The 26963-nt window shown below is 67.4% G+C and carries 17 protein-coding genes and 1 tRNA gene; 10 read left to right on the forward strand and 8 right to left on the reverse strand.

Features of this window, described 5'->3' with window-relative positions:
* Nucleotides 1–151: 151 nt before the first annotated feature.
* Both clpB and VFK57_25220 read right to left on the reverse strand, forming a co-directional pair.
* Nucleotides 152–2785: an ATP-dependent chaperone ClpB gene (gene clpB, locus VFK57_25215; protein ID HET7699044.1), complete on the reverse strand. Its 2634-nt coding sequence runs from the start codon at nt 2783–2785 to the stop codon at nt 152–154.
* Between the two features lie 27 nt (nt 2786–2812).
* Nucleotides 2813–3835, reverse strand: coding sequence for a DnaJ C-terminal domain-containing protein (locus VFK57_25220; protein HET7699045.1), 1023 nt, complete (start codon nt 3833–3835; stop codon nt 2813–2815).
* A gap of 31 nt (nt 3836–3866) precedes the next feature.
* Here VFK57_25220 and VFK57_25225 point away from each other — a divergent pair, with 31 nt between their 5' ends.
* On the forward strand, nt 3867–4604 hold the full coding sequence (locus tag VFK57_25225; protein ID HET7699046.1) for a hypothetical protein: 738 nt from the start codon (nt 3867–3869) through the stop codon (nt 4602–4604).
* A gap of 13 nt (nt 4605–4617) precedes the next feature.
* Here VFK57_25225 and VFK57_25230 read toward each other — a convergent pair whose 3' ends face one another.
* Genes VFK57_25230 through hemH form a run of 3 tightly spaced genes read right to left on the reverse strand, consistent with a single transcriptional unit; the run spans nt 4618 to nt 9331 of the window.
* On the reverse strand, nt 4618–6453 hold the full coding sequence (locus tag VFK57_25230; GenBank protein HET7699047.1) for a carboxypeptidase-like regulatory domain-containing protein: 1836 nt from the start codon (nt 6451–6453) through the stop codon (nt 4618–4620).
* Nucleotides 6454–6506: 53 nt separating this feature from the next.
* Nucleotides 6507–8327, reverse strand: a complete 1821-nt coding sequence (locus VFK57_25235; GenBank protein HET7699048.1) for a carboxypeptidase-like regulatory domain-containing protein — start codon at nt 8325–8327, stop codon at nt 6507–6509.
* Between the two features lie 29 nt (nt 8328–8356).
* Nucleotides 8357–9331: a ferrochelatase gene (hemH, locus tag VFK57_25240; protein ID HET7699049.1), complete on the reverse strand. Its 975-nt coding sequence runs from the start codon at nt 9329–9331 to the stop codon at nt 8357–8359.
* 29 nt (nt 9332–9360) lie between these two features.
* Here hemH and VFK57_25245 point away from each other — a divergent pair, with 29 nt between their 5' ends.
* Nucleotides 9361–10659, forward strand: a complete 1299-nt coding sequence (locus VFK57_25245; protein HET7699050.1) for an MFS transporter — start codon at nt 9361–9363, stop codon at nt 10657–10659.
* Nucleotides 10631–11392, forward strand: a complete 762-nt coding sequence (surE, locus tag VFK57_25250; GenBank protein HET7699051.1) for a 5'/3'-nucleotidase SurE — start codon at nt 10631–10633, stop codon at nt 11390–11392. Before VFK57_25245 ends, surE begins: the two co-directional genes overlap by 29 nt.
* Here surE and VFK57_25255 read toward each other — a convergent pair.
* Together VFK57_25255 and VFK57_25260 are read right to left on the reverse strand one after the other, a co-directional pair.
* Nucleotides 11389–12345 (reverse strand): hypothetical protein, encoded by a 957-nt coding sequence (locus tag VFK57_25255; protein HET7699052.1) that lies wholly within the window; start codon nt 12343–12345, stop codon nt 11389–11391. The two genes, surE and VFK57_25255, sit on opposite strands and share 4 nt — an antisense overlap.
* On the reverse strand, nt 12342–16154 hold the full coding sequence (locus VFK57_25260; GenBank protein HET7699053.1) for an IPT/TIG domain-containing protein: 3813 nt from the start codon (nt 16152–16154) through the stop codon (nt 12342–12344). The genes VFK57_25255 and VFK57_25260 overlap by 4 nt, the downstream gene beginning before the upstream one ends.
* Nucleotides 16155–16456: 302 nt before the next feature.
* On the opposite strand from VFK57_25260, the gene VFK57_25265 reads away from it, so the two are divergent.
* The 5 genes from VFK57_25265 to VFK57_25285 all read left to right on the forward strand — a co-directional run bounded on the left by VFK57_25265 (nt 16457) and on the right by VFK57_25285 (nt 22235).
* Nucleotides 16457–17590, forward strand: coding sequence for a hypothetical protein (locus VFK57_25265; GenBank protein HET7699054.1), 1134 nt, complete (start codon nt 16457–16459; stop codon nt 17588–17590).
* A gap of 58 nt (nt 17591–17648) precedes the next feature.
* On the forward strand, nt 17649–20099 hold the full coding sequence (locus tag VFK57_25270) for an ADOP family duplicated permease (protein HET7699055.1): 2451 nt from the start codon (nt 17649–17651) through the stop codon (nt 20097–20099).
* A gap of 69 nt (nt 20100–20168) precedes the next feature.
* Nucleotides 20169–20245, forward strand: a tRNA-Pro gene (locus VFK57_25275).
* Between the two features lie 337 nt (nt 20246–20582).
* A complete protein-coding gene (locus tag VFK57_25280) occupies nt 20583–20789 on the forward strand; it encodes an excisionase family DNA-binding protein (GenBank protein HET7699056.1) in 207 nt (68 codons plus the stop codon).
* 9 nt (nt 20790–20798) lie between these two features.
* On the forward strand, nt 20799–22235 hold the full coding sequence (locus VFK57_25285) for a site-specific integrase (protein ID HET7699057.1): 1437 nt from the start codon (nt 20799–20801) through the stop codon (nt 22233–22235).
* 1000 nt (nt 22236–23235) lie between these two features.
* On the opposite strand, the gene VFK57_25290 is transcribed toward VFK57_25285, so the two are convergent.
* Nucleotides 23236–24498 (reverse strand): hypothetical protein, encoded by a 1263-nt coding sequence (locus VFK57_25290; protein ID HET7699058.1) that lies wholly within the window; start codon nt 24496–24498, stop codon nt 23236–23238.
* 476 nt (nt 24499–24974) lie between these two features.
* Between VFK57_25290 and VFK57_25295 the strand changes: the two genes are divergently transcribed.
* Together VFK57_25295 and VFK57_25300 are read left to right on the forward strand one after the other, a co-directional pair.
* Nucleotides 24975–25850 carry a DUF3800 domain-containing protein gene (locus VFK57_25295; GenBank protein ID HET7699059.1) on the forward strand — a complete coding sequence of 292 codons (876 nt, stop codon included), beginning with the start codon at nt 24975–24977 and terminating at the stop codon, nt 25848–25850.
* A gap of 66 nt (nt 25851–25916) precedes the next feature.
* Nucleotides 25917–26906, forward strand: coding sequence for a PIN domain-containing protein (locus VFK57_25300; protein ID HET7699060.1), 990 nt, complete (start codon nt 25917–25919; stop codon nt 26904–26906).
* Nucleotides 26907–26963 lie beyond the last annotated feature (57 nt).

The following is a 26963-nucleotide window of genomic DNA, read 5'->3' on the forward strand; positions in this document are numbered from 1 at the left end:
CGGGCCATCGGGCCATCGGGCCATCGGGCCATCGGGCCATCGGGCCATCGGGTGATCGGGCCATCGGGTGATCGAGGGATCGAGCTCGTCGGACCGCCCGATCACCGCGATCGCCCGATCACCGCGATCGCCCGATCACCCGATCGCCCGATCACCCGATGACCCGATTCCCTACAAGCGTATCCTGTTCCGCCTTCTCAAACGAGAGATCTCCCGCCTTGACCGTTATGCGCACGCGGTCGCCTTCGCGGAAGTCTCCCTGCAGCACGCGCATGGCCAGCGGGTCGAGGATGCGGCGCTGGATCGTCCGCTTCAACGGCCGCGCGCCGTAGGTCGGGTCGTAGCCCTCCTCGATGATCAGGTCCTTCGCCGGGTCCGCCAGCTCCACGTGGATCTTGCGATCCTCCAGCCGCTTGACCAGGCCGCGAAGCTGGATGTCGATGATCGTCCGCATCTGGTCGCGGGTCAGCGGATGGAAGACGATGATGTCGTCGACGCGGTTGATGAACTCGGGGCGGAAGTGGCCGCGCAGCGCGTCCATCACCTCGCGCCGCACCCCCTCTGACAGCGCGTCGCCGCGCAGCGCCGCGTCGGCGATGAAGTGGCTGCCGATGTTCGAGGTCATGATCACCACGGTGTTCTTGAAGTCGACGGTGCGCCCCTTGCCGTCGGTCAGGCGGCCGTCGTCGAGCAGCTGCAGCATCACGTTGAGCACTTCGGGATGCGCCTTCTCGATCTCGTCGAACAGCACGACGGAGTAGGGGCGCCGGCGGACCGCTTCGGTGAGCTGGCCGGACTCCTCGTAGCCGACGTACCCCGGAGGGGCGCCGATCAGCCGCGACACCGTGTGCTTCTCCTGGTACTCCGACATGTCGATGCGGATCATCGAGTGCTCGTCGTCGAACAGGAACTCGGCGAGCGCCCGGGCCAGCTCCGTCTTGCCGACGCCGGTCGGCCCCAGGAAGATGAAGCTGCCGAGCGGGCGATTCGGATCCTGCAGCCCGGCCCGCGCGCGGCGGATCGCGTTCGCCACGGCGGCGATCGCTTCGTCCTGGCCGACGACGCGCTGGTGGAGGCGTTCCTCCATCCGGATCAACTTCTGGATCTCGCCTTCCATCAGGCGGCTGACCGGGATGCCGGTCCAGCGGCCGACGACTTCCGCGATGTCTTCCTCGTCGACCTGCTCCTTCAGCATGCGCTGGCCCTTCTGCTGCTCGGCCAGCCGCTCCTCCTGCTCGCGGATGCGGCGCTCCAGCTCGGGAATGCGGCCGTACTGCAGCTCCGACGCCTTGGCGTAGTCGCCCAGCTGCTGCGCGCGCTGATGGTCGTTGCGCGCCTGCTCGAGCTCCTCCTTCAGCTTCTGCGAGCCCTGGATCGCCGCCTTCTCCTGCTCCCAGTGCGCGGTCAGCCGGTTCTTCTCCTCCTTCAGGTTCGCCAGCTCGCGTTCGAGCTTCTCCAGGCGTTCCTTCGACGCCGGATCGGTTTCCTTGCGCAGCGCCTCGCGCTCGATCTCGAGCTGCATGATCCGGCGGTGCACTTCGTCGATCTCCGCCGGCATCGAATCGATCTCCATGCGCAGCCGCGACGCCGCCTCGTCGATCAGGTCGATGGCCTTGTCGGGCAGGAACCGGTCGGTGATGTAGCGGTGGGAGAGCACCGCCGCGGCGACGAGCGCGGCGTCCTTGAACTTCACCCCGTGATGGATCTCGTAGCGCTCGCGGAGGCCGCGGAGGATGCTGATCGTGTCTTCAACCGTCGGCTCGCCGACCATCACCGGCTGGAAGCGGCGCTCCAGCGCGGCGTCCTTCTCGATGTGCTTCCGGTACTCGTCGAGCGTCGTCGCGCCGATGGTGTGGAGCTCGCCGCGCGCGAGCATCGGCTTCAGCATGTTGGCGGCGTCCATCGCCCCTTCCGCCGCCCCCGCCCCGACCACGGTGTGGAGCTCGTCGATGAAGAGGATGACCTGCCCCTGCGCGTCGGCGACTTCCTTGAGCACCGCCTTGAGCCGCTCCTCGAACTCGCCGCGGTACTTCGCGCCGGCGACCAGCGCGCCCATGTCGAGGGCGACGATCTTCTTCTGCTTCAATCCCTCCGGAACGTCCTGCCGCACGATCCGCTGCGCCAGCCCTTCGACCACCGCCGTCTTGCCGACGCCCGGCTCGCCGATCAGCACGGGATTGTTCTTCGTGCGCCGCGACAGCACCTGGATCACGCGGCGGATCTCGTCGTCTCGTCCGATGACCGGATCGAGCTTCCCCTTGCGCGCCAGCTCCGTCAGATCGCGGCCGTACTTCTCGAGGGACTGATACGTCCCCTCCGGGTTCTGCGAGGTGACCCGCTGCGAGCCGCGGATCGAAGTGAGCGCCTTCAGGATGGCGTCTTTCGTCCCCCCCGCCTGCTGCAGGACCCGCGCCGACGGCGCGGTGCGGCCGGTCTCGGACGCGAGCGCGAGCAGCAGGTGCTCGGTGCTGACGAAATCATCCTTCAGCCGCTGGGCCTCGGCCTCGGCGGCGTTGGCCACCTGCCGGAGCCGCGCCGACAGCGCGGGCTGGGACCCGCCGTGCGCGCGGGGATTTTTCCCCAGCTCCGACTGCACGCCCGCCGCGATGGCCCCCGGCTCGATGTTCATCTTGCGGAGGATCTCCGGGACGATGCCGCCCTCCTGGGTGACCAGGGCGAGCAGCAGGTGTTCCGGCGTGATCTCGGGGTGCCCTTCGCGGTCGGCCATCGACTGGGCGTTGATGACGGCTTCCTGGGCTTTCTCGGTGTACTTCTGGATGTTCATGGTCAGTCGGGCTTGCTGGTTGAAGTACTAATTACGACTCTCGGTTCGTCGGATCTGTTCCCACGCCTGCCGCTGATCCTTGGAGAGCGCGCGGGGGAGCTGGATGTCGGCGGTCGCGTAGAGATCTCCCTTCTGATCCGTCCGGCCGACGATCGGCATCCCGTGCCCCTTCAGCCGGAAGATCTGCCCCGGCTGCGTCGTCTCGGGGATCCTGAGGCGGACGGAGCCGGTGATCGTCGGCACCTGCGCCTCGCCGCCGAGGACGGCCGTGGTCACGGGCAGCGACACCTTGGTGTAGAGGTCATCCCCCTTGCGCTCGAACACCGGGTGCGGCTTGATGCGGACGCGCAGGAACAGGTCCCCCGACGCGGCGCCGCTCGTACCGGCCTCGCCTTCCCCGGACGCGCGGACGCGCGATCCGTCCTTGACGCCCGCCGGGATCCGCACGTCGACGCTTCGCGCGCTGCCGCCGAGGGTGATCGAGATGCGGCGCATCGCGCCGTGGTACGCCTCCTCGAGTGTCAGCTCGGCCTCCGACTCGATGTCGCGCCCCTTCTGCGCCCGCGGCGCGCGCCCGCTGCGGCCGCGCGTCTCGCCGCCGCCTCCGCCGCCGAAGAACGTGCGGAAGAAGTCCGAGAACGGATCCTCCGTTCCGAACATGTCGCGCATCTCTTCTTCGGTCATGGTGCGCGTGCCGCCGGGGCCGCCCATGTTGATCGTCCACGCGCCCCCTTCGCCGCCGCCGCCGCCGCCGAATCCGCCGCCGAACCCGCCGAAGGGGGAGCCGCCGGGGAAGGGCTGGCCCTGCTGCTGCGCCTGCTCGTACATCCGCCAGTTCGCGCCGAGCTCGTCGTACTTGCGGCGCTTGTCGGGATCGCCGAGCACTTCGTACGCCTCGTTGATCTCCTTGAACTTCGCTTCGGCCGCCTTGTCGCCCGGGTTGACGTCCGGGTGATGCTTGCGCGCCAGCTTCCGGTATGCCTGTTTGAGCTCCCTGTCGGTCGCCGTCTTCGACACTCCGAGCGTGGCGTAGTAGTCCTTAAACTCCATCACTTACTTGATAAAGTAATCCGGTCGCCACATGGACGTCCAATTCTCCGACTTCCTGACAATCGGCTTGCTCGTCCTGCTCGAAGGGCTTCTCAGCGCCGACAACGCTCTGGTTCTTGCAATCCTGGTGCTCGGACTGCCGCGCCGGCAGCAGCGCAAAGCGCTGCGCTACGGCATCCTCGGCGCGTTTGCGTTCCGGATCCTTGCCGTTCTGCTGGCGGTGCACCTGATTCAGATCGCGTGGGTGAAGCTGATCGGCGCGCTCTATCTTCTGTACTTGTCGGCGGCGCATTTTCTCGCGGCCGGCGGCGCGCAAGCTCGACGGCAGGTCAAGCCGGCCACGCCATGGATGGGCTTGACCGCGTTCTGGGCGACGGTGGTGAAGGTCGAATTGACCGACATCGTGTTCGCGGTCGACTCGATCCTGGTCGCGGTAGCGATGTCGCCGAAGACGTGGGTGGTGATCACCGGCGGCATCCTCGGAATCATCACGATGCGGCTGGTGATCGGCAAGCTGCTGGCGCTGGTGCGGCGCTATCCCGCGCTCGTGGACGGCGCCTTCATCATCATCGCGTGGGTCGGCGTGAAACTGCTGCTGGAGTACCTGTCGACCTCGGGAATCATCCATCTCGAGATCAACAAGTGGTTCTCGTTCGCGCTGATCGTGACGATCTTCCTGATCTCGTACGTCTACGCCCGGCGGCAGGGTCCGGCGGAAACCGACGATCCGGAGGACGAAGCCGCCGAGCTGCTCAACAAGGTGAGCTGAGTAGCTCGACCGATCAGGACCCCGACAGCTTCAGGTCGAGCGTCTTCGCCGCCCCTTCCTCGAGCGTCACCCGCGTCGCGTTCTTCGCCGCCCGCGCCAGCCATTCCGGATCCGTCCATTCGCCCGAGGCCACGTACTCGACCGCGATCGCGTGATAGCTGCCGGGCGGCAGGTTGGTGAACCGGAACCGCCCCTCCTGATCCGGCCGGGCGGACGCCGTCCAGCGGTTCATCGGCAGCACCCACTTCGACGGGTCCTCAGGGAAGATCACCACCGTGTAGTCCTTCAGCGCCTCGCCGCGCGCGCTGGTGACGGCGCCGCTGATGGTCGTGGAGCGGTTGGTCAGCTCGATCTCGATGCCGCTGACCTCCTCGCCGGGCTTGAACTCCACGCCCTTGTCCGTCACGTCCTCGCCGTTGTGGACGACGCGCTTCAGGAACCAGCCCTTCGGCAGATTGGCGGCGCGGAAGATGCGTCCGCCGATCAGCCCCTCGATTTCGAACGCGCCGGTGTCCTTCACGCTCGACGCGCCGAAGGTCGGCATCGGCATCGCGTCGACGTCGGCGGGCGGCGCGGTCACGCGAATCGCGGTGGCCCCCTCCGGCTTCATGCCTCCTTCGAACGCGATCGTGCCGATCGCCTTCGCCCCGCGCGATCCCACCACCACCATGCCGCTGATGTCTTCGCCGGCGACCGTGACGTTGGCCATCGCGAACTCCCGCTCCTGCTGCCCGGGGGCGCCGCCGGCCGGGCCGCGGTCGGCGGTGGAGAACACGAAGCGCATCGCATCGCCGGAGGCCGCCGTGAAGACGCCGCCGGACGACTGGACCTGCAGCGAGTAGTCTCCGGGAGTCACGCCGCTCAGCGTGAATTGCCCGTCGCTGTTCGTGCGCGCCGAGGAGCCGGGCAGGATCATGACCGAATCGGTCATCTTCGGCATCAGCATGACCATGGCGTTCGCCATCGGCTTGCCGTCGGACCCCACCGCGCTGCCGGAGATCTTGGCGAGCCGCACCGGCTGAAGCTGGATGTCGACGCTGGCCAGTTCCTGACCGACCGCGACCGAGACGCGCTGCGCTTCGGCGGGATTCGGCGTGCCCGGATAGTAGGTCGACGCGTAGCCGGTGTTCTGGTTCGAGCCCTGCGGACCGCCCGGGCCGCCGCCGAGCAGATCGACGACGAGCGCGTTCATGTTGCGGAGCGACGCGGTGACGTAGTACTCGCCGGGCGGGAGGCCGTAAATGCGGAACTGGCCGAGATCGTTGGTCGTGCCCATGCGGCCCGACGGCGTCAGCCGGCGCCTGCCGTTCTGGAACTGCAGCCGCATCGCCTGCACTTCGGCGTCCGCCACCGCTTCGCCGAATTCGTCGGCGACGCGTCCGGCGAGCACGCTGCCGCGCGGCAACGAGATGTCAGCCCGGTCCATCGCCTGCCCCTCGGCGAGGTCGATCGACTTGCCCTGCTCGAACGGCCGCGTCTGTCCGTACTGCATCGTCACGTAGCCGGCTTTGGCGACGGTGACGGTGAAGCGGCCGGCGGGGAGGTCGCGGAACTCGAAGCGGCCCTGCGCGTCGGTCATCGCGGTTTTGGTCCCGATGTCGGGGCCGCTGATCCGGACCTGCGCCCTGCGGACCGCGGTGCCCGTATCGGCCGCCGCGACGCGTCCGCGAAGCCGTGAGGTGCCGGTCTTCGCCTGCCGCCCCGGCGGCAGGATCTGGAACGGTCCCGTGTCGCCGCCGGCGCCGGTGATCTGAATCTGCTGACGGATTTCCTGCGCCGCGGCGGGGGAGGGGACTGCGGCCGCCGCCGCGAGCGCCCACACGACGGAGAGAGCGGTGGTTCGGAGCATACGTGGCATTTTGGACGAGTTTGCCCCGGAACCGGTTGATCGCGTGTGACTTTTTACGATTTTAACAACTTCAGATCGATCGTCGCCGACGCCCCCTCGTCCAGCGTCACCCTGGTGGCGTTCCTGGCGGCGCGTGCCAGCCACTCGGGATCGTTCCATTCACCCTGCGCGACGTACTCGACCGCCACGGCGAGGTACTTGCCCGCGGGCAGCGAGCGCAGCTCGAACCTGCCGTCCTGATCCGGACGCGCCGACGCGATCCAGCGGTTCGACGGCAGCGTCCACTTGGCCTGGTCTTCGGGGAACGCGACCACCGTGTACTCCTTCACCGGATCGCCGCTCTCGGAGGTCACGCGGCCGGTGAGCCGCTGCGTCCGCTGCGTCATCGTGATCTCGAAGCCGTCCACTTCCTCGCCCGGCTTGAAGTCGTGCCCCCTGTCGGTGATGTCTTCCCCGTCGTGCGTGACGCGCTTCAGGAACCAGCCCTTCGGCGGATTCATGAACTGGAACAGCCGTCCGCCCGCGAGCCCGTCGATCTCGAACGTGCCGTTCTCTTTGACGCTCGCCATCCCGAAGGCCGACGCGCCCGCCCCCATGTTGTCGGCATCGCTCGGGACCGCGATCAGGCGCAGTGAAGTGATCGGTTCGGCCGGCTTCTGATCCCCTTCGAAGACGACCCTGCCGGTCGCCCGCGCGCCGCGCGTCCCGGTCACGACCAGGCCGGAGATATCCTCGCCGGCGACGGTGACGCTGGCGACGGCGAACTCGCGCTCCATCGGCTTGGACGCGGGCGGCGGATCCTTCGCGTCGCCGCCGCCCATCATCGACATCACCTGCGTGGCCGCGTTCATCAGCGCGACGAGCGACTGCACCTGCAGCGTGTAGTCGCCGGGGGCGACGTTGCTGATCGTGAAGTTGCCGTCCTTGTCGGTGCGCGACGTGCCGCCCGGGATCATCGCGACCGCATCCTTCATCGCCGGGATCAGCATCACCATGGCGTTGCTCATCGGCTTGCCGTCCGAGCTCGCCGCCGTGCCGGTGATCTTCGCCAGCCGGACCGGCTGCATCTGCAGGTCCAGCTGCATCTCCTGCCCGACGACGAGCGACAGCCGCTGGGCTTCGGCGGGATTCGTCGTGCCCGGGTAGTACGTGGCGGCATAGCCGGAGTTGCTGTTCGAGCCGGTGGGCCCGCCGGCGGCGCCGCCGCCGATCAGGTCCATCACCATCGAGTCCAGCGTCCGCACCGTCGCCGTGAGGTAGTAGTCGCCGGGCGGCAGGCCGAAGACGCGGAAGTAGCCGAGATCGTTCGTCGTCGACGCGCGTCCCGACGGCACCAGCCGCCGCCTGCCGGAGGCGTACTGCAGGCGCATCGCGTTGACGCTCGCGTCCGCCACCGGCTCGCCGAACTCGTCGAGGATGCGGCCGGACACGGCGCTGCCGCGGGGCAGCGACACGTCCGCTTTCTCCATCACCTGTGCGTCCGCCAGCTCGATCTGCTTGCCCGACTCGAACGGCCGGCTCTGGCCGTACTGCATGGTGACGAACCCGGACTTCGACACGCTCAGGTTGAAGCGGCCGGCGGGGAGGTCGCGGAACTCGTAGCGCCCCTGCGCATCGGTGAAGGCCGTCTTGCTCCCGATGTCCTGGCCGCTGATCCGCACCTGCGCGCGGCGGACGATCGCGCCGGTGTCCGCGGCGGTGATCCGGCCGCGGAGCCGTCCGGTGCCGGTCTTCGGGACCCGCCCCGGCGGCAGGATCATGGGGAACTCGGCCTGCCCGCCGCCCGGACCGACGCCGACCAGCTGTCGCGCGTCCGCGGTGGACGGGGTGAAGAGGAGCGCAACGGCGAAGAAGAGGACGGCAACTCTACGCATGACCCTTCCTTTTCAGATCTCCACGGCAGCTACACCGCTGCAGCCAACGCCAGGGGACGTCCGCCCCGATACCGCCCGTATGTCCCGGCGACGGCATCGGCGAGCGCCTCGATGAAGGCGGGGTGCACGTTCACCGCCTCGGCGCGCGCCATCGCGATCCCGGTCTCGCGGCACACTGCCGCGGCCTCGACGTCGAGGTCGTAGAGCACTTCCACGTGGTCGCAGAGGAAGCCGACGGGGCACAGGACCGCGGCGTCCAGGCCGGCCGCCCGCTCCCGGCGCAAATAGTCGCATATATCGGGCTCGAGCCACGGATCTTCGGGGCGGCCGCTTCGGCTCTGGTACACGAGCGTCCAGTCGGCGCGGCCGGCGGCCTGGGCAATCAGCCTGGCGGACGCCTGCAGCTGCGCTTCGTAGGGATAGCGGCGGGCCATCGGCGTCGGGATGCTGTGGGCGGTGAAGATCAGGCGCGCGCGGTCGCGAACGCCGGGGGAGAGCGCTTCGTACGCGCGCCGCACGTGGTCCGCATGGGCGGCGATGAACCCTGGATGCTCGTGCCAGTCGCCCACGTAGACGATCTCGGGCGCGGGCGCCCCCGCCTGCCGCACCACGGCGCGGGCGTCGCGCACGTTCTCGCGATACTGCAGGCAGCCCGAATAGCTTCGCTGCGCCGCCGCGAGGATGCCGATGGCGCGCCTGACGCCTCGCGCCGACATCTCCGTCAGCGTGTCGGCGAGGAACGGATGCCAGTTCCGCATCCCGACGTGCACGGGGAGCGGCAGCCCGCGCGCCGCCAGCGTCGACTCCAGGGCGCGCGCCTGTTTCATCGTCAGGTCGGTCAGCGGCGACACGCCGCCGAACCGCTCGTAGTGGTGGGCGACTTCTTCCACCCGTTCGGGGCTGACGCGGCGTCCGCGCAGCACGTTGGCCAGGAACGGGCGGACGTCGTCCGGCCCTTGCGGTCCTCCGAACGCGACGAACAGAACCGCATCGAACGGCGCCATGGCCATGATTATGGTCCAATGGACGGATCGTGCAGGCACCGTACGGCCAGGATCCCTCCGGCAATCCGCTCGATCGCTACGGTCTCTCCAGGCCGGTCTGGCTCCTCGGGTGGGTGAGTTTCTTCACCGACATGGCCACGGAGATGATCTACCCGCTGCTGCCGTTGTTCCTGACGCGGACGCTGGGCGGCACGGCGATGTCGCTCGGCGTGATCGAAGGCGTCGCCGAGGCGGCGAACAGCGCGCTGAAGATCTTCTCGGGATGGCTGACGGATCGATCCGGGCAGCCGAAGACGCTGGTGCTTGCCGGCTACGGACTGTCGTCGGCGGTGCGGCCGCTGATCGGTCTGGTGACGTCGTGGCCGCAGGTGCTCGCGCTGCGCTTCACCGATCGGCTCGGCAAGGGGATCCGCTCCTCGCCGCGCGATGCCATGCTCGCGCGGTTCGCGCCGCCTGGGACGCGGGGGCGGGTCTATGGCTTCCATCGCGCGATGGATCACGCCGGCGCGGTGGCGGGCCCGCTGATCGCGACGGCGTATCTGTATTTCTATCCGGACGCGTACCGTTCGCTGTTCGCGTGGACGCTGGTGCCGGGGATCGTGGTGATCCTGCTGATCCTGCGCCTGCCCGCCCCGCCGAAAACGGGGACTGTCACCGTTTCCGCAGAAAAAGCCCCGCCAAAAATGCGGGATCCGCAGTTTTCCCAAGAAAATCGCTCCGCCGCGCGGGGAAAAGGGGACAGTCCCCGTTTTTGGCGCGGCGGACTGCCTCGGCGCTTCTACCTCGCGATGGCGATCATCACGGTCTTCGCCCTCGGCAATGCGAGCGACGCCTTCATCCTGCTGCGGCTCACCGATCTCGGGATCGCGCCGGTCTGGATCCCGCTGCTCTGGTCCGCGCTCCACGTCGTCAAGATGAGCGCCTCCGTGATCGGCGGCACGCTGTCCGACCGGTTCGGCCGCCGCGCGCTGATCATCGGCGGCTATCTCTGGTACGCCGCCATCTACGCCGCGTTCGCGTGGACCACCTCCGTGCCGATCGTGATCGCCATCTTCCTCGCCTACGGCATCTACTTCGGCTTCACCGAAGGCGTCGAGAAGGCCTGGGTCGCCGACATGGCGCCCGCCTCCGCGCGCGGCATCGCCTTCGGGATCTACAACGGCGCGCTCGGCGCCGGCGGCCTCGCCGCGAGCCTGATCTTCGGCGCCATCTGGACGCGCGTCTCGCCCGCCGCCGCGTTTCTCACCGGCGCCAGCCTCGCCCTCGCCGCGAGCGTGCTGTTATACTTGGCGTTTTCACATGCCCAGGATCCTGGTCACCAACGATGACGGCGTCCATTCGGACGGGCTCCACGTGCTCGCGGACGCGCTGCGCCCGCTCGGCGACGTCACCGTGGTCGCGCCGCACATCGAAGCGAGCGCCATCGGCCACGCGCTGACGCTCCGCCGCCCCCTGCGCCTCGAGCAGCTGCGCGCCGGCGTCTACGAAGTGGACGGCACGCCCACCGACTGCGTCAACATCGCCTTCACCAAGCTCTTCGACGCGCCGCCGGACGTCGTCGTCTCCGGCATCAACAAGGGACTCAACATCGGCGACGACGTGACGTATTCGGGGACGGTGTCGGGCGCGATGGAGGCCTCGCTGCTGGGCGTGCCCGGAATCGCGGTGTCGCTGGCGCGCACGCAGGGGAGTTACGACTTCGGTCCCGCAGCGGCCGCGGCGGCGACGATCGCCTCGCTGGTCCTCCGCGTCGGTCTCGCGCCGCGCACCTTCCTGAGCATCAACGTCCCCACGGGCACGCCGAAAGGCTTCCGCCTGACGGTCCAGGGCAAGCGCAACCACGTCACGATCGTGGACGAGCGCTGCGATCCGCGCGGACGGCCGTATTACTGGATCGAGGAAGGGCAGAACGACTGGGAGCCGCACGATCGGTCGGACTTCCAGGCGGTGCACGACGGCTACATCTCGGTCACCCCGCTGCAGCCCGACCTCACGGACTACACCGCGCTCGAACGTCTCGAAACGCTCGAGATCGACTCCACGCCGCTGCGCACCGCCTAGCGGATCCGGAACTGCACGTCGTTCGCGTGCGTGAATCCGTCGGCATCCACCGCCTGGACCTGCAAGCGAACCGGCGCGTCGGCATCGCGGCGCAGCGCCGCCATCACCGCTGAGACGTCCGCCGCGACGATCGCGCCGTCGGCAATCCTGAACAGCGGCGTGAGCGCCTGCGCGACGCCCCCGGAATGATCCAGAAGATCGATCTGCACGCCGCTTCGAAGCGCCACCGGTCCGGCGTCGGAGACGAAACGCAAGGTCAGTGATGTCGCGCCCGCGGCAACCACGCCGTCGCGCGCTTCCGCGAGCACCAGGTCCGTCTCCTCGATCACGTCACGGTCGCCGTCCAGCCCGATCGACGCGCTGCTCGATCCGCCGGGCTCGACCGTCACCACGCTGCGCCCTTCGGCCGTCGAGGGGACGACGGCCGTGAGGCGCACCGATCCGGCCGGGACCTCGACTCGCAGCGTTCCGCCTGCTTTCGTACGGCCGACGCCGACGTCGTCGACGCGGATGTAGATGCCCGCGCCGTCCCTGGCCCCCATGGCATCGAGTGTCCCGCCGTCCAGGCGGAAGACGCGGACGTCCACCGTCGCCAGTGCCGGCGGGGTCGCGGTCGACACGCACTTCCGGAGCGACGACAGGGCGGCGGTCATCCGGGCGGCGCGGCGGGCGAACAGACTCGGGTGGGCCTGAAGATCCCGCGCCGCGGCGTCGACCTGCCGGAGCGCGTCGGGCCGCTTGTGCAGACGGAAGAGGACCAGCGCCCGATCGATGCGCCGCCTCATCGATCTGACGCCGGGATCGTTCGCGTCGCCGGTTGCCCGGAGCATCCCGGCGCGCTCGCGCTCGCACGGCGGCGCAGCCGGCTGCCGGGAGGCGGCGTCCACTGCGTCCACGCCCGCCGCGGCGGCGCCGATGAGTGCGGCGAGCAGCGCCGCGCGGACAGGCTTCATTTCAACAGCTTCGAATCGTCGAGCGACACGTGGACGTGCGAGTTGTGAATCGTGTTGTACAGGAACTTGGAGCTGTTCGCCTTGTTCCAGGCGCCCGTACCTGTATCGAGCGTCAGTTGGCTCGCCGTCAGTGTGCCGGTCTTGATCAGGGTCGCCGCCCATCCCTCGGGCAGCGTGATCGCCCCCTCGGTCCGGCTGTTCCCGACGGCGTAAATGACATTGGTCACATCCGCCAGATCCATCAAGGCGCCAAGCCCGGTGCGCGATTCCGACACCCACGACGTGACGGCCGTCTTCGCCGCGGCGCTGCCGTTGAGCGCGGCGAACACGTTGTCGCGCAGCAGTTCGTAATTCTGCTGGCCGCTCTTGTTGGCGTCGAAGACATAGAAGTGGAACATGTCGATGTCGACGCCGCGCGCGTGCCCCTGATGCCCGAGATCGAGCGCGTGCTCCCCGGAGATGTCGTTGATCCGGCGCATCAGTCCGGAGTGCTTCGTCAGCCAGTCGAACGCGCCGCGCGACGCCCAGTCGTCCAGGCCGGTCTCGCGCTTCGAATACCGGCCGAAGATCTGCGGCATCCGCCAGAGCGCGTGCATCTCGGGCGACTCCTTCGGATCCGACTCCACCGGGTCGCCGTCGGCCGTGCCCTTGACCACGAACTCGTAGCGCAGGTAATGCGTCGCCGGCGGGATCGTCGGCACGGTCGACGAGACGGTGTGCATCGACGCGCGCACCTTGATCTTGCGTCCTTCGTCCTCGAACTGGACGTTCGCTCCCGGAGCTTCGTCGTTGAGCAGCGTCTGCAGCGTGGTCCCGGCCGCGTCCTTCAGCTTGAGCGTGACGCGCTCGACCGTCGTGTTCTCGGGCTTCTGTACGGTCAACGTGAACCACCGCTCGTAGACGTTCGTCGTGCCCGTCGGGATACTGTAGTACGTCGAGTCGCCTTTCGTCTGCTTCACGTCCGGATCGACGATGCTCGCCGGCTGCGGCTTGGCGACGTCCTTGTCGGCTTTCCGGATCGCCAGTTTGGGCTCGGCGCCCAGCACCGCGCTCACCGACGTCGGGAACAGATGATCCTTGATGTTGGTGGCGCTGGCGCGCAGCGTGAGCTCGACGTCCTGCGTCGTCGTCAGAGCTTCGACGTTGAGCTCCTCCTGGATTTCGCCCGTGCTGCCGTTGGCCTGCCACGCCGGATCGCCCGTGAGCTGCGCGTTGACCTGACGGCGGATGTTGAACAGACGCTGCCGTCCGGCGAACACGTCGATCACCCACACGTCGTCGTACGGGCTCTTCTGGCGCACCCATTCCGGATACTCGGCGCTGGTCACGGTGTACTTGAGCGTCACCTTCTTCGTGCCCTGCGGCACCGTCAGCGGCGCGCTCTGTTCAACCGGCTCACCCTGGCCGTCGGAGGTCACGAGCACCGACGCCGTCGGTCCCTCGGCCGCCGCGGTCAACGCGACAGCCGGCTGGCGGAACGCAGACGCACCGGACGAGGCGGCGCTCCTGGCGCTCGCCTCAGCCGGCGTCGCCAGTGACACCAGGGCGCTTGGCGGCACTTCGAGCGGCGGCACGCCGTTGCGAATGTCGGTCACGCTGCGCATGACGAGCGTCACCGACGAGTCCTCGGTGAGCGCCATCACGCCTTCACCGTAGTAGAAGTCGCCGGCCGCCTGCTTCTCGGCGTCGAGGCTGACGGTCGCGTACGGCATCAGCGGCAGCGTGATGCGTCCCTGCGAGTCGGTCGTCCGCTGCATCTGGATCGCCGTGCCCGCGACCGACACGGTCACATCGATATTCGACACCGCCAGAGCCGGGTTGGACGGCGGGGGAGCGACGGTCACATTCAACGCGAGCTGCCCGAGGCTGAACTCGACGCTGCTCTCGTGAGTGAACCCATCCGCATCCAGCGCGCGGACGCGGAGCACCGCCGGTTCGACGTTCGGCAGCCAGACGAAGAACCATGCGGGGTCCTGCGCGACCATCCGCCCGCTCGAGAGCACGAACATGCTGCTCAGCTCGAACTCGATGTTGCCGGCGCGATTGATCAGCTCGACCTGCTCCAGCTTCGCGACCGGGAGCAGCGTGCCGCCGCGCATGAACGACATCGTGAACGTCGGCGAGGTCACCGGGACGATGCCGTCGACGACTTCGCCGACGACCAGCGGCGTGGACTCCGCCACGTCCCCGGAGTCGGTCAGGATGACGGTCGCGATGGCGGTCTGACCGGCCACGACGGTGGCGATCGCGTTGCCTTGCGACGTGGACGGCACCGTGGCGGTCACGACCTTCTCGCCAGGGGCGACGTCTACCGACAAGGTACCGTCCGCCGCGGTCCGGCCTGCTGGCACACCGTCGATCGCGACGTACACGTCGGCGCCCGCCGGTGATCCCTGGTGGCCCGGAGCGCTCTCGTCGTACACGTAGGTCCGTATCGTCAGCGTCCCGGTGGTTGGCGGCGTGAGGACGGTGAACGGCAGCGCATTGCTCGATTGTCCGTTGGCGATCACGACGACGGGCCCCGACGTCGCCTGTGCCGGCACGGAGGTCACAATCGTGGTCGCCGTCGCGGACGTCACCGCGGCGGCAATGCCATTGAACGTCACCGACGAGCCTTCCGGCGCGAAACCGCTGCCCGAGATCGTCACCGGATCGCCTGGATATCCCGAGGAAGGCTGGAGGGCCGCCAGCGTCGGCGGCGGAATGACGGTGAACGGCGAACCGTTGCTCGTCAGTCCGTTCACCGTGACCACCACAGGCCCCGTCGTGGCACCCGCAGGCACGGTGGTGACGATCGATCCGCCGCTCCAACTCGTCGGCGTCGCGTCGACGCCGTTGAATCGCACGGTACTGCTGCCCTGCGCGCTGCCGAAGTTCGCGCCGGTGATCGTGACCTGCTGTCCGGCGATGCCCGACGTCGGATTCAACGCGCTGATCGTCGGCGGCTGGATGACGGTGAAGGTGACACCGTTGCTGCTCGTGCCGTTCACGGTCACGACGACCGGCCCGCTGGTCGCGCCCGACGGCACCTCGGCCACGATTCTCGTGTTGCTCCAACTCGTCACCGTGGCGGGCGTGCCGTTGAAGGTGGCGCTGCTGCTGCCTTGCGACGCCCCGAAGTTCTGGCCGTCGATCGTCACCGCCTGTCCGGCCGGGCCGGACGCCGGCGCGATGGCGGAGATGGCGGGCGCGACCGGCAGCGGCACGACGATCGTCGAATCGTAGTTGCCGTTGAGCACGCCTTCGATGCCCAGTTCGACCTGGACGCTCTTCCTGGCCGGCGCCGAATCGACCCACGCGCCGATCTCGGCGTAGAAGCGATCGCTGCTCGCCATCGCGCGATCGGTGGGAATCGTGCAGCTGAACGTGTACCTGGTGAACGTCGTCGTCAGCTTCGGGAGCGTCGTGTCCGGTCCCTGGCCGGCGCCGCAGAGGCCGAGGACCGGTCCCCAGTACTGATTGAAGTGGAGGACGGCCGTCGGATGAAAGATCCCTTCGACCGTGGTCTTTCGCAGCCAGACCGAAAACGTCACCACCGAGTTTGCCGGGATGGTTCCCGACAGGTTCGGCACGCCGGCCTGCGTCTCGAAGTAATCGAGCACGAGGAACCAGTTGGAGCTGGATCCTTTCAAGTCCGGCGAGCGCCGTACGACCGCCGCGACATCGGGAGGCGCGGCTTTCAACTGCTTCGCGGCGTTGATCGTCGACGCTTCGTTGTGCAGGCGATAGGTGACCGTCGCTTGCGCCTCCGCGGCGTACGGCAGGAGGCCGACGAACGCGAGGGCGAGTGCGGAGATTCGAGCCAGCATGATCGGACTCCTGGCGGCGGCGTGGCCGGCGACCTGAGATCAGTTGCGAAGAAGTGAGTGGAGAGTGGGCAGCAATGTGGATGCCGCGCCCGGGAGCGATGATTCCGGCGTGAATATGCGAAGGAGCGAGGCGTGGTGCGGCCATTCGATTGGCCGCCGGCCAACGGATTGGCCGACAGCCGAGGATCGAGGTTCGAGGGGCGAGGGTCGGTCTGCCCCCAGGGGGTGGGGCTCGTCCCGCACCGTCGAACGCTCGTCACCGAATCTCCCTGCGGGGCAGGGGCGCCGGTACACTGCGCTGCATGATTCGCCCAGCCGCGCTCCTTTCGTGTGTTCTGTCTGCGCCCGTCATGGCCGCGGCGCAGCAGCCGCCGTATGCCTTTCCGCCGCCGGCGCCGGGGATCACGGTCTCGGGGGACGTGGAGTACGCGAAGAGCGGAACGACCGTGCTCGCGATGGACGTCTACAGGCCGCCGGCGGCGGCAGCCAGGCGCCGGCCGGCGCTGATCTTCTTCAATCGCGCCGCGGGCGCCGATCGCAAGTGGGATTTCTACGCAGCCTGGGCGCGGACCGCCGCGTCAAAGGGGATCGTCGGGATCGTGCCCGACCTTCGCGGCGGGAGCGAAGCGGCGGACTTCACGCTGCTGCTCGCGCACCTGGAGCAGAAGGCCGCCGAGTACGGCATCGACAGCATCGCCGTCTACGCCGCGTCGGGGAACGTGTCGGCGGCCCTGCCGGCGCTGCAGGATCCGTCGCTGACCGCGGTGAAGGCGGCGGTCATTTACTACGGCGCCGCCACCATCCAGCGGTTCCGGCTCGACCTGCCGATCCTCTACGTCCGCGCCGGACTCGATCGCCCGCCGCTCAACGAACTGATCGGCACGCTGGCGTCGCGCGCCGTCGCGCAGAATGCGCCGTTGACGCTGCTGAATTACGCCGGCGGGCACCACGGCTTCGAGGCGCTGGACGACAACGATCTGACGCGGCGCGTCATCGACGAGACGCTCGAGTTCGTGATGGCGGCCACGTCGGCGCCGTACCAGTCGGCGCTCCGCGGCTCGCTCGGCGAGGCCACCGCCGCCGGCTACGCGCAGTCGGGGAAGTTCAAGGAGGCGGCCACCGAGTACGCGCGTCTCGTCGCCGCGCGGCCCGACGATCACCGCATGCGGCTGGCCTACGGCGAAGCCCTGCTGGGCGACAAGCAGTACGCCGCCGCCTGCGCGGAACTGGAGCAGCTGAAAGGGAAGGGGCTCGGCCCGCGCGATCTCGGCCTCCCCGCAGCGCACGCGTGCCTCATGAAAGGGGACCCCGCGGCTGCCGTGGCCTGGCTGAACACGATCCCGGCGCGGTATCTGCCGGCCGCCATCGCGGAAGATCCGCGCTTTGCCCCGCTGAAGGATCGCGAAGATTTCCGCGCCCTGTTCAGCCGCAAGTAGCGCAATTCCCCGGCGGCCTGGCTGCAACCCCGCGCGCGGCGCGGTCCGTCTAACCGGCATGGCCGACATCCTCTTCGATCTGCGCGATGCCTGGCGCGGGCTGCGCCGGGACCCGCTGTATGCCGCCGCCGTGATCGGGACGCTGGCGCTGACGCTGGGCGCCGCCACCGCCGTGTTCTCGATCGTGAACGGGGTGCTGCTGCGTCCGCTCGCGTATCCCGACCCGGAGGCGCTCGTCTCGATCCGCGAGATCATGCCGGGCGTCGCGCATCGCTATCCAACGCTGGCCGTGACGCCGCGCCACTTCGACGTCTGGCGGACCCGCGCGGCCTCGTTCACGGCGATGGCGCAGATGGACTGGCGGACCTCGACGCTGACCGGCGTCGCCGATGCGGCGCAGGTGCGCGTGCTTCGCACCTCCGGGACGCTCTTCGACGTGCTGCAGACGCCGGTCGCGCTCGGACGCGGGTTGACGCTCGATGACGAGCGCCCCGATCGGCCGCGCGTGACGGTCATCGGCGATGCGCTCTGGCGCGACCGGCTCGGCGCCGATCCTGCCGTGCTCGGCCGGGTGCTGACGCTCGGCGGCACGCAGTACACGATCGTCGGCGTGCTGCCGCGCGGCTCCGCGCTCCCCGCGCTCGCGACGCTGAACCCGTCCGGCACGCTGTCGACGACCGTCGACGCGATCGTCCCGTTCCGTATCTCGCTCTCCGACTTCGACTGGATAGGACAGTTCAACTACGGCGTCGTCGCGCGGCTGAAACCGGGCGTCACGCTGGCGCAGGCGCGGGCGGAGATGGACGTGCTCCAAGGCACTGTCGCCGAGATCGCGCGCCGCGAAACACGTGAGGCGGCGGAACTGCGCGCGTGGGTGATGCCGCTCACCGAGACCATCGTCGGCTCGTCGCGCCGCGGCCTCCTCCTGCTCCTCGGCGCGATCGGCGGCGTGCTGCTCATCGCGTGCGCCAACCTGGCGAACCTCACGCTCACGCGCGCCGCGGCGCGGAAGCGGGATGTCGCCGTGCGCGGCGCGCTCGGCGCGGCGCGCTGGCGGCTCGTGCGCGCGGTCATCGTCGAGCAGCTTGGGCTGGCGGCGATCGGCGCCGCGGCAGGCGTCGGCGTCGCGGTCCTCTGCTTGCGCGTGTTCGTCACCACCGCCCCCCGGGCGCTGCCGCGCGTGCAGGACGTCTCGATCGACGCCCGCGTCCTCGCGTTCGCCGGGCTCGCGGCCGGGCTCGCCGCGCTGGCTGTGGCGCTGCTCCCGGCGCTCGAGATCGGCGGCGGCACGCTTGAGTCGGCGCTGCGCGCCGGCGGGCGGACCAGCGATCGCGGCGGACGACGCGCGCGCGCGGCGCTGCTCAGCGCGCAGGTCGCGTTGTCGGTGATGCTGCTCGCGGTGAGCGGCCTGTTCGTGTCGAGCCTCACGCGGCTGCTTCGCGTCGACGCCGGCTTCTCCCCGGAGGGGGCGGTGACGATCGACATCGCGCCGGTCTCGGCGCGCTATCCGGGCATCGCGGCTCGGGCTGCGCTCTACGATCGCATTTACGATCGCGTGCGCGAGATCCCGGGCGTCACCAGCGCGGCGTGGACCTCGGCGCTGCCGCTCACGGGCGAGACGTGGGTGGACGTGATGGTGCGTCCCGATCGTCCCACCGCCGGCGCGGCGCGGCCGAGCGCGAACTACCGGTTCGTCGGTCCGGAGTACTTCCGCGCGATCGGGATGCCGCTGCTTCGCGGGCGGGCGATCGATCCCTCCGATCGGACGTCAACCGTACCGCCGGCGGTGATCTCGATGCGGGCGTCGCAGACGCTCTGGCCGGGGGAGGACGCGGTCGGCCGCGAGTTCGCTCGCGCCGACCCGGCCGTCCGCTACCGCGTCGTCGGGGTCGTGGGCGACGGCCGCGTGACGGCGCTCGAGACCCAGTCCCCGCTCATGGTTTACATTCCCTACTGGTCGAACAACGAAGGCAGGTCCGTGCTGGTCGTCCGCGTCGACGGGGACACGGGTGCCGTCGTCGCCGCCGTGCGGCGGGCCATCCGCGACATCGATCCGGAGGTGGCGATTGCCGCCGTCGCGCCGCTGCGGCAGGTCGTCGACACGGCCGTCGAGGGGCGCCGCTACCAGGCGTCGCTCTTCAGCGCCTTCGGCGGGGCAGCGCTGCTGATCGCGGTCCTCGGCGTCTATGCGACGACGGCCTATGGGGTCTTGCGGCGGCGCCGCGAGATCAACATCCGTGTGGCGCTCGGCGCGCGGGGACGGCAGGTGCTCGGTCTCGTGCTGCGTCAGAGCCTCGCGGCGATCGGCGGCGGCCTCGCCGTGGGACTGGCGGGGGCCGCCGCCACAGGCGGGGTGATCGCGAGTCTGCTGTTCGAGGTGCGTCCGCGCGATCCGGTGGTGCTGGGATTCGTCGCCGCCGGCGTCGGGCTGACCGGGATGCTGGCGGCGTTCGCGGCGGCGCGCGCCGGGCTGCGCGTGGATCCCGCGGCGGCGCTGCGCGACGAGTGAGATCCGGGCGGCTGCCGCGGGCGGGGCGGGGCGTGAAGTTGTGTTAGGATCGTGATTCACGCTTGGTGTCGGGGCGTGGCTCAGCCTGGTAGAGCACTCGGTTCGGGACCGAGGGGTCGGTGGTTCGAATCCACTCGCCCCGACCACTTCTCCGAAATCCCTAATAATTTCGAACGTCATGCTCGGTCATCATCGGGCATGAAGGGCTCAGACCGGGGTGTTTTGCCTCGGGATGTTGCTCCTATGTAACTCGAAATCACGGTCCGCCAGCGCCGGCGGACCGTTTGTTTTGTACGGGTTGAATCAACCCGACGGCCGCCAACGACCACCGATTGGAGGCTGTCATGACCTGCTTCGACGTCGCATTCCCGCCGCGCATGCGTTCCACAGCGCACGCACCAACACCGCTCCGCATCGACAGTGTCGGTCCCGCTGCAGACGCGATCGAGCCCACGCCGTACCGTCGGCGTGAGCAGACCCATGATGAAACCAGCGGATCCCACCCCGAAAATCGCCGTCTGGGTCACGCCGCGCGAAGCGGCGGAGTACCTGAAGGTCGGCGTCGACATCATCTACGACGGCTGCGCGTCCGGCGGCCTGAAGCACACGCGGCTCGGCCATCGCACGATTCGTCTACGCCGCGAATGGCTCGATGCCTGGGCGGAGGCTCACACACGCATCGCGAAGTGAGGTGCGGCCGTGCCTAGGCGTGGGCGCAGCGGCGTCAAGAACCTCTACAAGAAGCACAGCGCGATCTGCCGCAACCGCGATCCCCTGAAGTGCGACTGCCCGTGGTACGCCAAGTACAAGCACGTAAACGTAAACCTGGCGAACTGGTCGGGACAGTACGTCGATCCGCGGCGGCGTCAGCATGCCGTTGTCGTCCTGAACCGGCTGCGAGCCGCCGTCGACGAGCACTTCTTCCGCCCGGACGGCGAGTACGAAGTGCTCGGGGGCAAGCAGACGCTGCGCTCGTTCATCGCCGAATGGAAGGAGCATTACGCGAAGGTCCACGACCTCGACTTCGCATCTTTGACGTCGATGCTCCGTGCGATCGATCGTGAGTTCGGCTCGTACACGCTCGAGTACCTCGAGAACGCCTCGTTGCAGATTGAGCGCTGGCTCAACGAGCTCGGACGCCAACGACGCTGGGCGGACAACACCTGGAACCGCTACTACCAGATGCTCAATTCGCTCTTCGTGCGCGCGATTAAGTGGAAGAACGGCACGGTCGTGCGCATGAAGGTCAACCCGATGGCGTCCATCGAGCGCCGCACTGGGTGCAAGCGCCGGTTCCGCGTCCGGCTCGAGGAAGGGATTGAGGATCGGCTCTTCGCGGCGTGCGATCGCTTGGATGACGTGGCGCCAACCCCGTGGTCGAAGCTGGATTGGCACAAGGCCGAAGACATTCGTCGTCGCGCGGCGGCGGGGGAGTCGCAGCTGGCGATCGCGGCCGACTTCAAGATCTCGCCGTCCCTGTGCTGCGAAGTGATCGCCGGCCTGGTCTGGAATCCGGCGACACGTGTTCGCCGGCAGGGGACGATGATGCGCCTTCGTTTGATGATGGCGCTCGACACTGGTGTGCGCCGCGAAGAGCTCATGAAGATTCAGCTGAAGCACGTCGATTTCAATCCGGTGACCGTCACCATCGACGGCGAATCCCGCGACGTCATGGTGATCGAGGTTCAGTCAAAAGGGGAGAAGTTCACCGGCGAGAAGGAGCGCGTCTACGCGGGAACCGAGCGGCTCATCGCCGCCCTTCGCGCGAGACGGGACGCGCTGCAGAACAATCCCGACGCGTACGTGTTCGGAACCGCGTCGGGGTTCCGGCAGCAGCATTTCCAGTGGCACCGGCTGTTCAGGCTGGCGGGCATCAACCTCGGTCGGAACAAAGGCGTCGTCTGGCATTCGCTGCGCCACGAGTTCTGCTCGAGGACGGCCGAGAATACGGGCGATCCCGTGGTCGCGCAGGAGCTCGCGCGGCACAAGGATCTGCGCACCACGCAGGGCTACCTGCACGCACGCCGCGCGCGCATCCTAGCGGGGGCCGTGTCGCTCGATCGGAGTCGTCGAACAACACAGAGTTCGCCGGTCGCCGGATCCAGTGGCGCGGCACCAGCGAGGACATCTACGTGATCGGCGCGTGGCGCGGTCTGGACACGACCGAGGTCCTGGGTCCGCTCCGATAACGGCCAGAGACACGGAAGCGCGGAGGTCACGTCAAGGCCGCGCCAGCGGCGAGCGCAGCGAGCGAAGCCTTGACGTGACCGAGCACTTCCGCATGCTCTGGCGTCGGAGCGGCCGCGTCGCAGCCGCGGCATGATGCCGTCACCGAAGCAGGTGAGGCGATGCGTCCATGGTACGAGGGGGGAGCGACCCCCGGCGGGGGCGGGCTGGGGTCAAGGCCCACCCGAAATGAGGGGGTCGCTCCCCCCCAGTCGCGACCCCGGAGGCGGCCCAGCGGCGTCACACCGCGAGCCAGCCGCGACACAGGCCGCGGACGTCGATTCGATTGAGCGCATTCGGGTTCCCCAAGGCTTTTACGTCAGTCAGCGTCTCTTCGTGCATCACGGGAAGGGCTAGCGTAGGGGCCAACGTGGGGGCCACCGCACTGTTAGAGCGATAGCCCCCAGATTGCGCCGGGCAATCATGTGTTCTAGGCTTGCCGTCCTGACGGTTGTCCGCCAGCCGCGACCGATGACCGGCATCGGACGCGATGCTGGCATATTGAGACGTTCGCCACGCTGGAGCCGACGCAGCAGCGCTCCGGCCTCGACCCGCGCTTCCGCCGAGCAAATGGTGGTGTTTCTGCGGTCCTTGGACTCAGGCGGGTTCGGGATCACTAACGACGAGCCAGGGTTGGCCGTTCCCAGGGGAAGTTACGATCCAGCCATCGTCTTTCTCATTCAGGACGGCCACATTCAACGTACGCCGCCGAATTTCTCCAGGTACGTCGGAATGCCGATTGACGCCTTTCTTGGTGAATTGCGGGCTCTTCCGCGCGGCAAATAGACAGCGCGGTCGCGAGCGCGTCGAGCGTTGCCGTGCTCGTCGAGGCAGATCCACGACCTAGGCGAGGAAAGTGCTGCTCAAGAGGGCGAGACCCTGGAGAGTAGTAGGTCAACACTCAAGGATTTCATCGCTCCTGCCTCGGGCGATCGCGCTTCACCGCGGGCTGCAGTGCGATGCGAACGCCATCGACCGGTTTCGTCACGGGGATTCGGGTGTGGCCTTCCTGATAGCCAGTGTCTGTCCGGACGAAGGCTCGGATTACGTAGTTTGCACCGGCGATAACTCGGAGCCGGAATGTTCCGTCCCGCCCGGACGTGGCGGACGATACGCTGCGCCCGTCCCCCTCAGCGACCGCCACCGACACAGTCGCACCCGAAATAGGGCGGTCGTTGAAGACAACCCGTCCTGAAACGGTAGTCTCTGGCAGCGACGTCACGCGAAACGTGATGTGCTCCTTGCGCTCGCCCTCGCGCACGTCGATGGCCTGAGCTTGCTGTCGCGCGCCAGTTGGATAGAACGCCGTCGCGAAAACCGGTGAGGGGTCGTAATGCGGGCGCGGATTGACCGCGAGCAGGTATTGTCCGGGGGGCAGGAGCTCGATCGTGAACCGCCCCAGATCATCCGTGAATGTCGTGGGCGTAAGATTTCCACTGACCGGACGAACATTCTCAGGTACGTCGGCCGGGATGACACCCACTCGGACCCGGCGAACGGGACTGCCGTCCTGTCGGATCACACGTCCCTCGATGGCCCCATTGCTCATCAAGGAGAAGTGAACCGGTACACACCCTCGCTCACGCGCGATGATGCGTTCGGGGACGAGGCGCCGCGCGCCCTTGGGCACCCGAGGCGCGACGATGTACGCGCCGGGTGCAAGAGGCAGCTCAAATTTCCCATCCGCATCCGTCGCCACCGTGACGCTTGACGATGCGCTGTTGATAGAAACCTTGACGTTCGGTGCAGGGACGCCGATCAACGACGCCCGATTCTTCGGATCTCTGACGGAACGTTCGATGCGACCGATCAGGCGGGCCGGCGAGTTGACCGCTGGCAGACCCGCGATAAAATCGAGATCCGCCCGCGCCTCACTCAGCTGCTTCGTTCCGTCGCATTCAGACGTCGTCCATCGTCCGTCAGTGAGGCGCCTGGCGTACACCAAGTACTCGCGCCCCACGACAAACACGTAGTCGCAGCTAGTTCGGCCCGACCACATTTCGCCAGGACGAGCGGCGGCGATTTCCTCGGCATCGGGGCCTCCTCCCGCAGGCATCATCGTGACCGAGGCGGGCACCGTCCCCAGGAGCGTTTTCGTGACCGTCAACCTGGGTAACGTCCACTGGAGGTTCCCGCCGACGTTCTCCCGGACCCGCTCGGTGACGGTGGCCACGAATACCGCATCTGCGGCCCCGACCGCGTCGCACCGGCTGATGGGCGGACAGAAGCATGCCTCCGCTCTCTGTAGCGTCGCGGGACTCAGTGACAGCAGGAGTACTAAAACGGCACGAACGCGGCGTCTGGCGAAGGTGTCCATGCCCTCTCTCCTCGAACCATGGAAAAGCTCGGCACCAGAGCCGAGTATAACGGCGGCTTTGGGCGTAGCCGGTCAGCCCGGGGCAGATCGCCCGATGAGTGCTGCCCCAACATCTAGGAACTCCGAGTAACTGCCTGCCCATTAGTAGGGGCTTAGCCCTTGACTTCAGTTGCTATGGCGCGCACTATACTCCCGGGCCAGTTCTGGCCCACAAGACCGAGAGTCAAAGGGAAGTCGGCGCTCGCCCGTCCCCGTCTAGCGTTGCCCACCCGCTAGTCCCTCTGCCCTTTCGACTCGTCGTTCTGGTGAAAACGTGGAAGGAGTGTCGGCGTATGGCTGATTCGCGTGTCGTGCCGTTCCCCGAAGAAGAAGATCCGCCCGTTGGCGTGAAGCGTTGGCTGATCTCGTGTGACGAGACCGGACTGCACGGCGCCCGCTACTACGGTTTCGGTTCGCTTTGGATGGCATGGCAGCGCCGCGGCAACTTTCAGGACTGGATTCGCGAAATTCGAGCGGACCATCCCGAGTTCAAGAACTCAGAGTTCAAGTGGGAGCACGTCAACCGCCACACGCTTCGGACGTTCAAAGATCTCGTTGAGCTGTTCTTCCGGCGCGCACCGCTCTGCTTCCATTGCCTGCTCGTTGAGAAGGCCGCCATCGACAAGGAACTCCACAAGGGCGACTACGACCTGGCCCGCCGGAAGTTCTTCACGAAGTTGCTCACGCACAAGATCGGAAACGCGCTCCGGCTTCGGCAGGATCGTGATCAAACATTCCGTGTGTGGGTGGACCCGATCGCGTCACGCTACCCGAAGGCCGACGAGGTTGTCGAGATCGTCTCAAACTACGTCCTCACGAAAGCTGCACGCCAAGGTCGGACCAGGCCGGTCGTGGACGGCGTGAAGGAGCACGACTCGAAGGACACGCCGAGCATCCAGTTGTGCGATGTCTTACTCGGCGCCGTGGCGGCGGCCTGGCAGAAGGAAGAGGTGACCGGGCCGAAGCTGGAGCTTCAGCGCTTCATCGCTCAGCACATCGGCTGGCCAGAATTGCGGTGGGACACCTGGTCAACTGAGCGCAAGTTCAACATCTGGATTTTTCACGACCCGACGCGTCAGCGGCGTCGGGTGACCGCACGCGATGTCGTGCTTAAGTATCCTCTGCCGCCTCTGCCTCCTATGCGCCCGAAGCGCCGGCTCGCGGCGTAGTTCCACCAAGAGGCTGGAACGCAAAGAACGCAAGTCCGAAGTCGAGCCTCGCAGCGGGACCTAACGGTGCATCTGTTCATCGACACAAACGTCTACTTATCGTTCTTTCATTTCTCGAGCGACGATCTGGAGGAGCTGCGCAAATTGGCAGTCCTCGTGCGAAACGGAACAATTACGCTCCTCGTGCCGGATCAGGTTCGCTCGGAGTTCAGGCGCAACCGAGATGGAACTATCGCTGATGCTCTCAAACGGCTTCGCGAGCTGAAATTTGCCGTCCAATTTCCTCAACTCTGCAAAGAGTACGAACAGTACGAAGCGTACCGAGCCGCGTTGCGTGCGGCAGAGGCGGCAAAGTCGCAGCTACTCGAAGTTCTCGAAGCCGACGTCGAACACAGTCGCTTGAAGGCCGACGGCGTGATCGCAGAATTGTTTAGGCATGCCCGACGAGTGGCTGAGACGGACGCTCTACTCGCTCGGGCTCGAGATCGCATGGTCCGGGGCAATCCTCCGGGCAAGAAGAAGACACACGGCGATGCGCTGAACTGGGAGTCGCTTATTGAAACCGTGGATAACAGGACTGATTTGTTCTTCGTCTCCGGCGACGGAGACTGGGTATCGCCTCTGAACGACGAACTGTTCGACTCTTTTTTGACGCACGAATGGGAAGAGAAGAAAGGCAGCTCGCTTCGGTTCTATCGCCGATTGTCAGCATTTCTGCGTGAACATTTTCGAGACATCAACTTGGCGACGGAAGAGGAAAAGGACCACCTGATTCAGGACCTCTCGACAAGTGGGAATTTCGCCCGATCCCGCAGGCTCTTGCCGCAATTAGTCGGGCACGGGGACTTCACCCCTGTGCAGCTTAACGGTATCGCTCGAGCAGCGACCACCAATAATCAAATCTATTGGATTATGAGTGACCCGGATATTGCGAGATATATTCGAGCGCTGTTGGGTCCAGGTGCGCAGCACCTCGAAGCGGATCTGCTAGCGGAGGTGGAGCGTCTCCTCGGCGGGCAGTTGAACGAGGCCGATGGCATACAGCGGCCTGCCTGATTCGACGTACGCTTGGCGTAGGTCGCTGCCCGTTACTCTCAAACCAAATTTACGGCG

Source organism: Vicinamibacterales bacterium, from assembly GCA_035699745.1.
Classification (GTDB): Bacteria; Acidobacteriota; Vicinamibacteria; order Vicinamibacterales; family 2-12-FULL-66-21; genus JAICSD01.

Excerpts from the sequence above, each read along its gene's own strand:
- VFK57_25230 (HET7699047.1), bottom strand. The coding sequence starts at position 6,453 with ATGCTCCGAACCACCGCTCTCTCCGTCGTGTGGGCGCTCGCGGCGGCG.
- VFK57_25295 (HET7699059.1), top strand. The coding sequence starts at position 24,975 with ATGGCTGATTCGCGTGTCGTGCCGTTCCCCGAAGAAGAAGATCCGCCC.
- VFK57_25225 (HET7699046.1), top strand. The coding sequence starts at position 3,867 with ATGGACGTCCAATTCTCCGACTTCCTGACAATCGGCTTGCTCGTCCTG.
- VFK57_25265 (HET7699054.1), top strand. The coding sequence starts at position 16,457 with ATGATTCGCCCAGCCGCGCTCCTTTCGTGTGTTCTGTCTGCGCCCGTC.
- VFK57_25255 (HET7699052.1), bottom strand. The coding sequence starts at position 12,345 with ATGAAGCCTGTCCGCGCGGCGCTGCTCGCCGCACTCATCGGCGCCGCC.
- VFK57_25260 (HET7699053.1), bottom strand. The coding sequence starts at position 16,154 with ATGCTGGCTCGAATCTCCGCACTCGCCCTCGCGTTCGTCGGCCTCCTG.
- VFK57_25235 (HET7699048.1), bottom strand. The coding sequence starts at position 8,327 with ATGCGTAGAGTTGCCGTCCTCTTCTTCGCCGTTGCGCTCCTCTTCACC.
- hemH (HET7699049.1), bottom strand. The coding sequence starts at position 9,331 with ATGGCGCCGTTCGATGCGGTTCTGTTCGTCGCGTTCGGAGGACCGCAA.
- surE (HET7699051.1), top strand. The coding sequence starts at position 10,631 with ATGCCCAGGATCCTGGTCACCAACGATGACGGCGTCCATTCGGACGGG.
- VFK57_25270 (HET7699055.1), top strand. The coding sequence starts at position 17,649 with ATGGCCGACATCCTCTTCGATCTGCGCGATGCCTGGCGCGGGCTGCGC.
- VFK57_25220 (HET7699045.1), bottom strand. The coding sequence starts at position 3,835 with ATGGAGTTTAAGGACTACTACGCCACGCTCGGAGTGTCGAAGACGGCG.
- clpB (HET7699044.1), bottom strand. The coding sequence starts at position 2,785 with ATGAACATCCAGAAGTACACCGAGAAAGCCCAGGAAGCCGTCATCAAC.
- VFK57_25280 (HET7699056.1), top strand. The coding sequence starts at position 20,583 with ATGAAACCAGCGGATCCCACCCCGAAAATCGCCGTCTGGGTCACGCCG.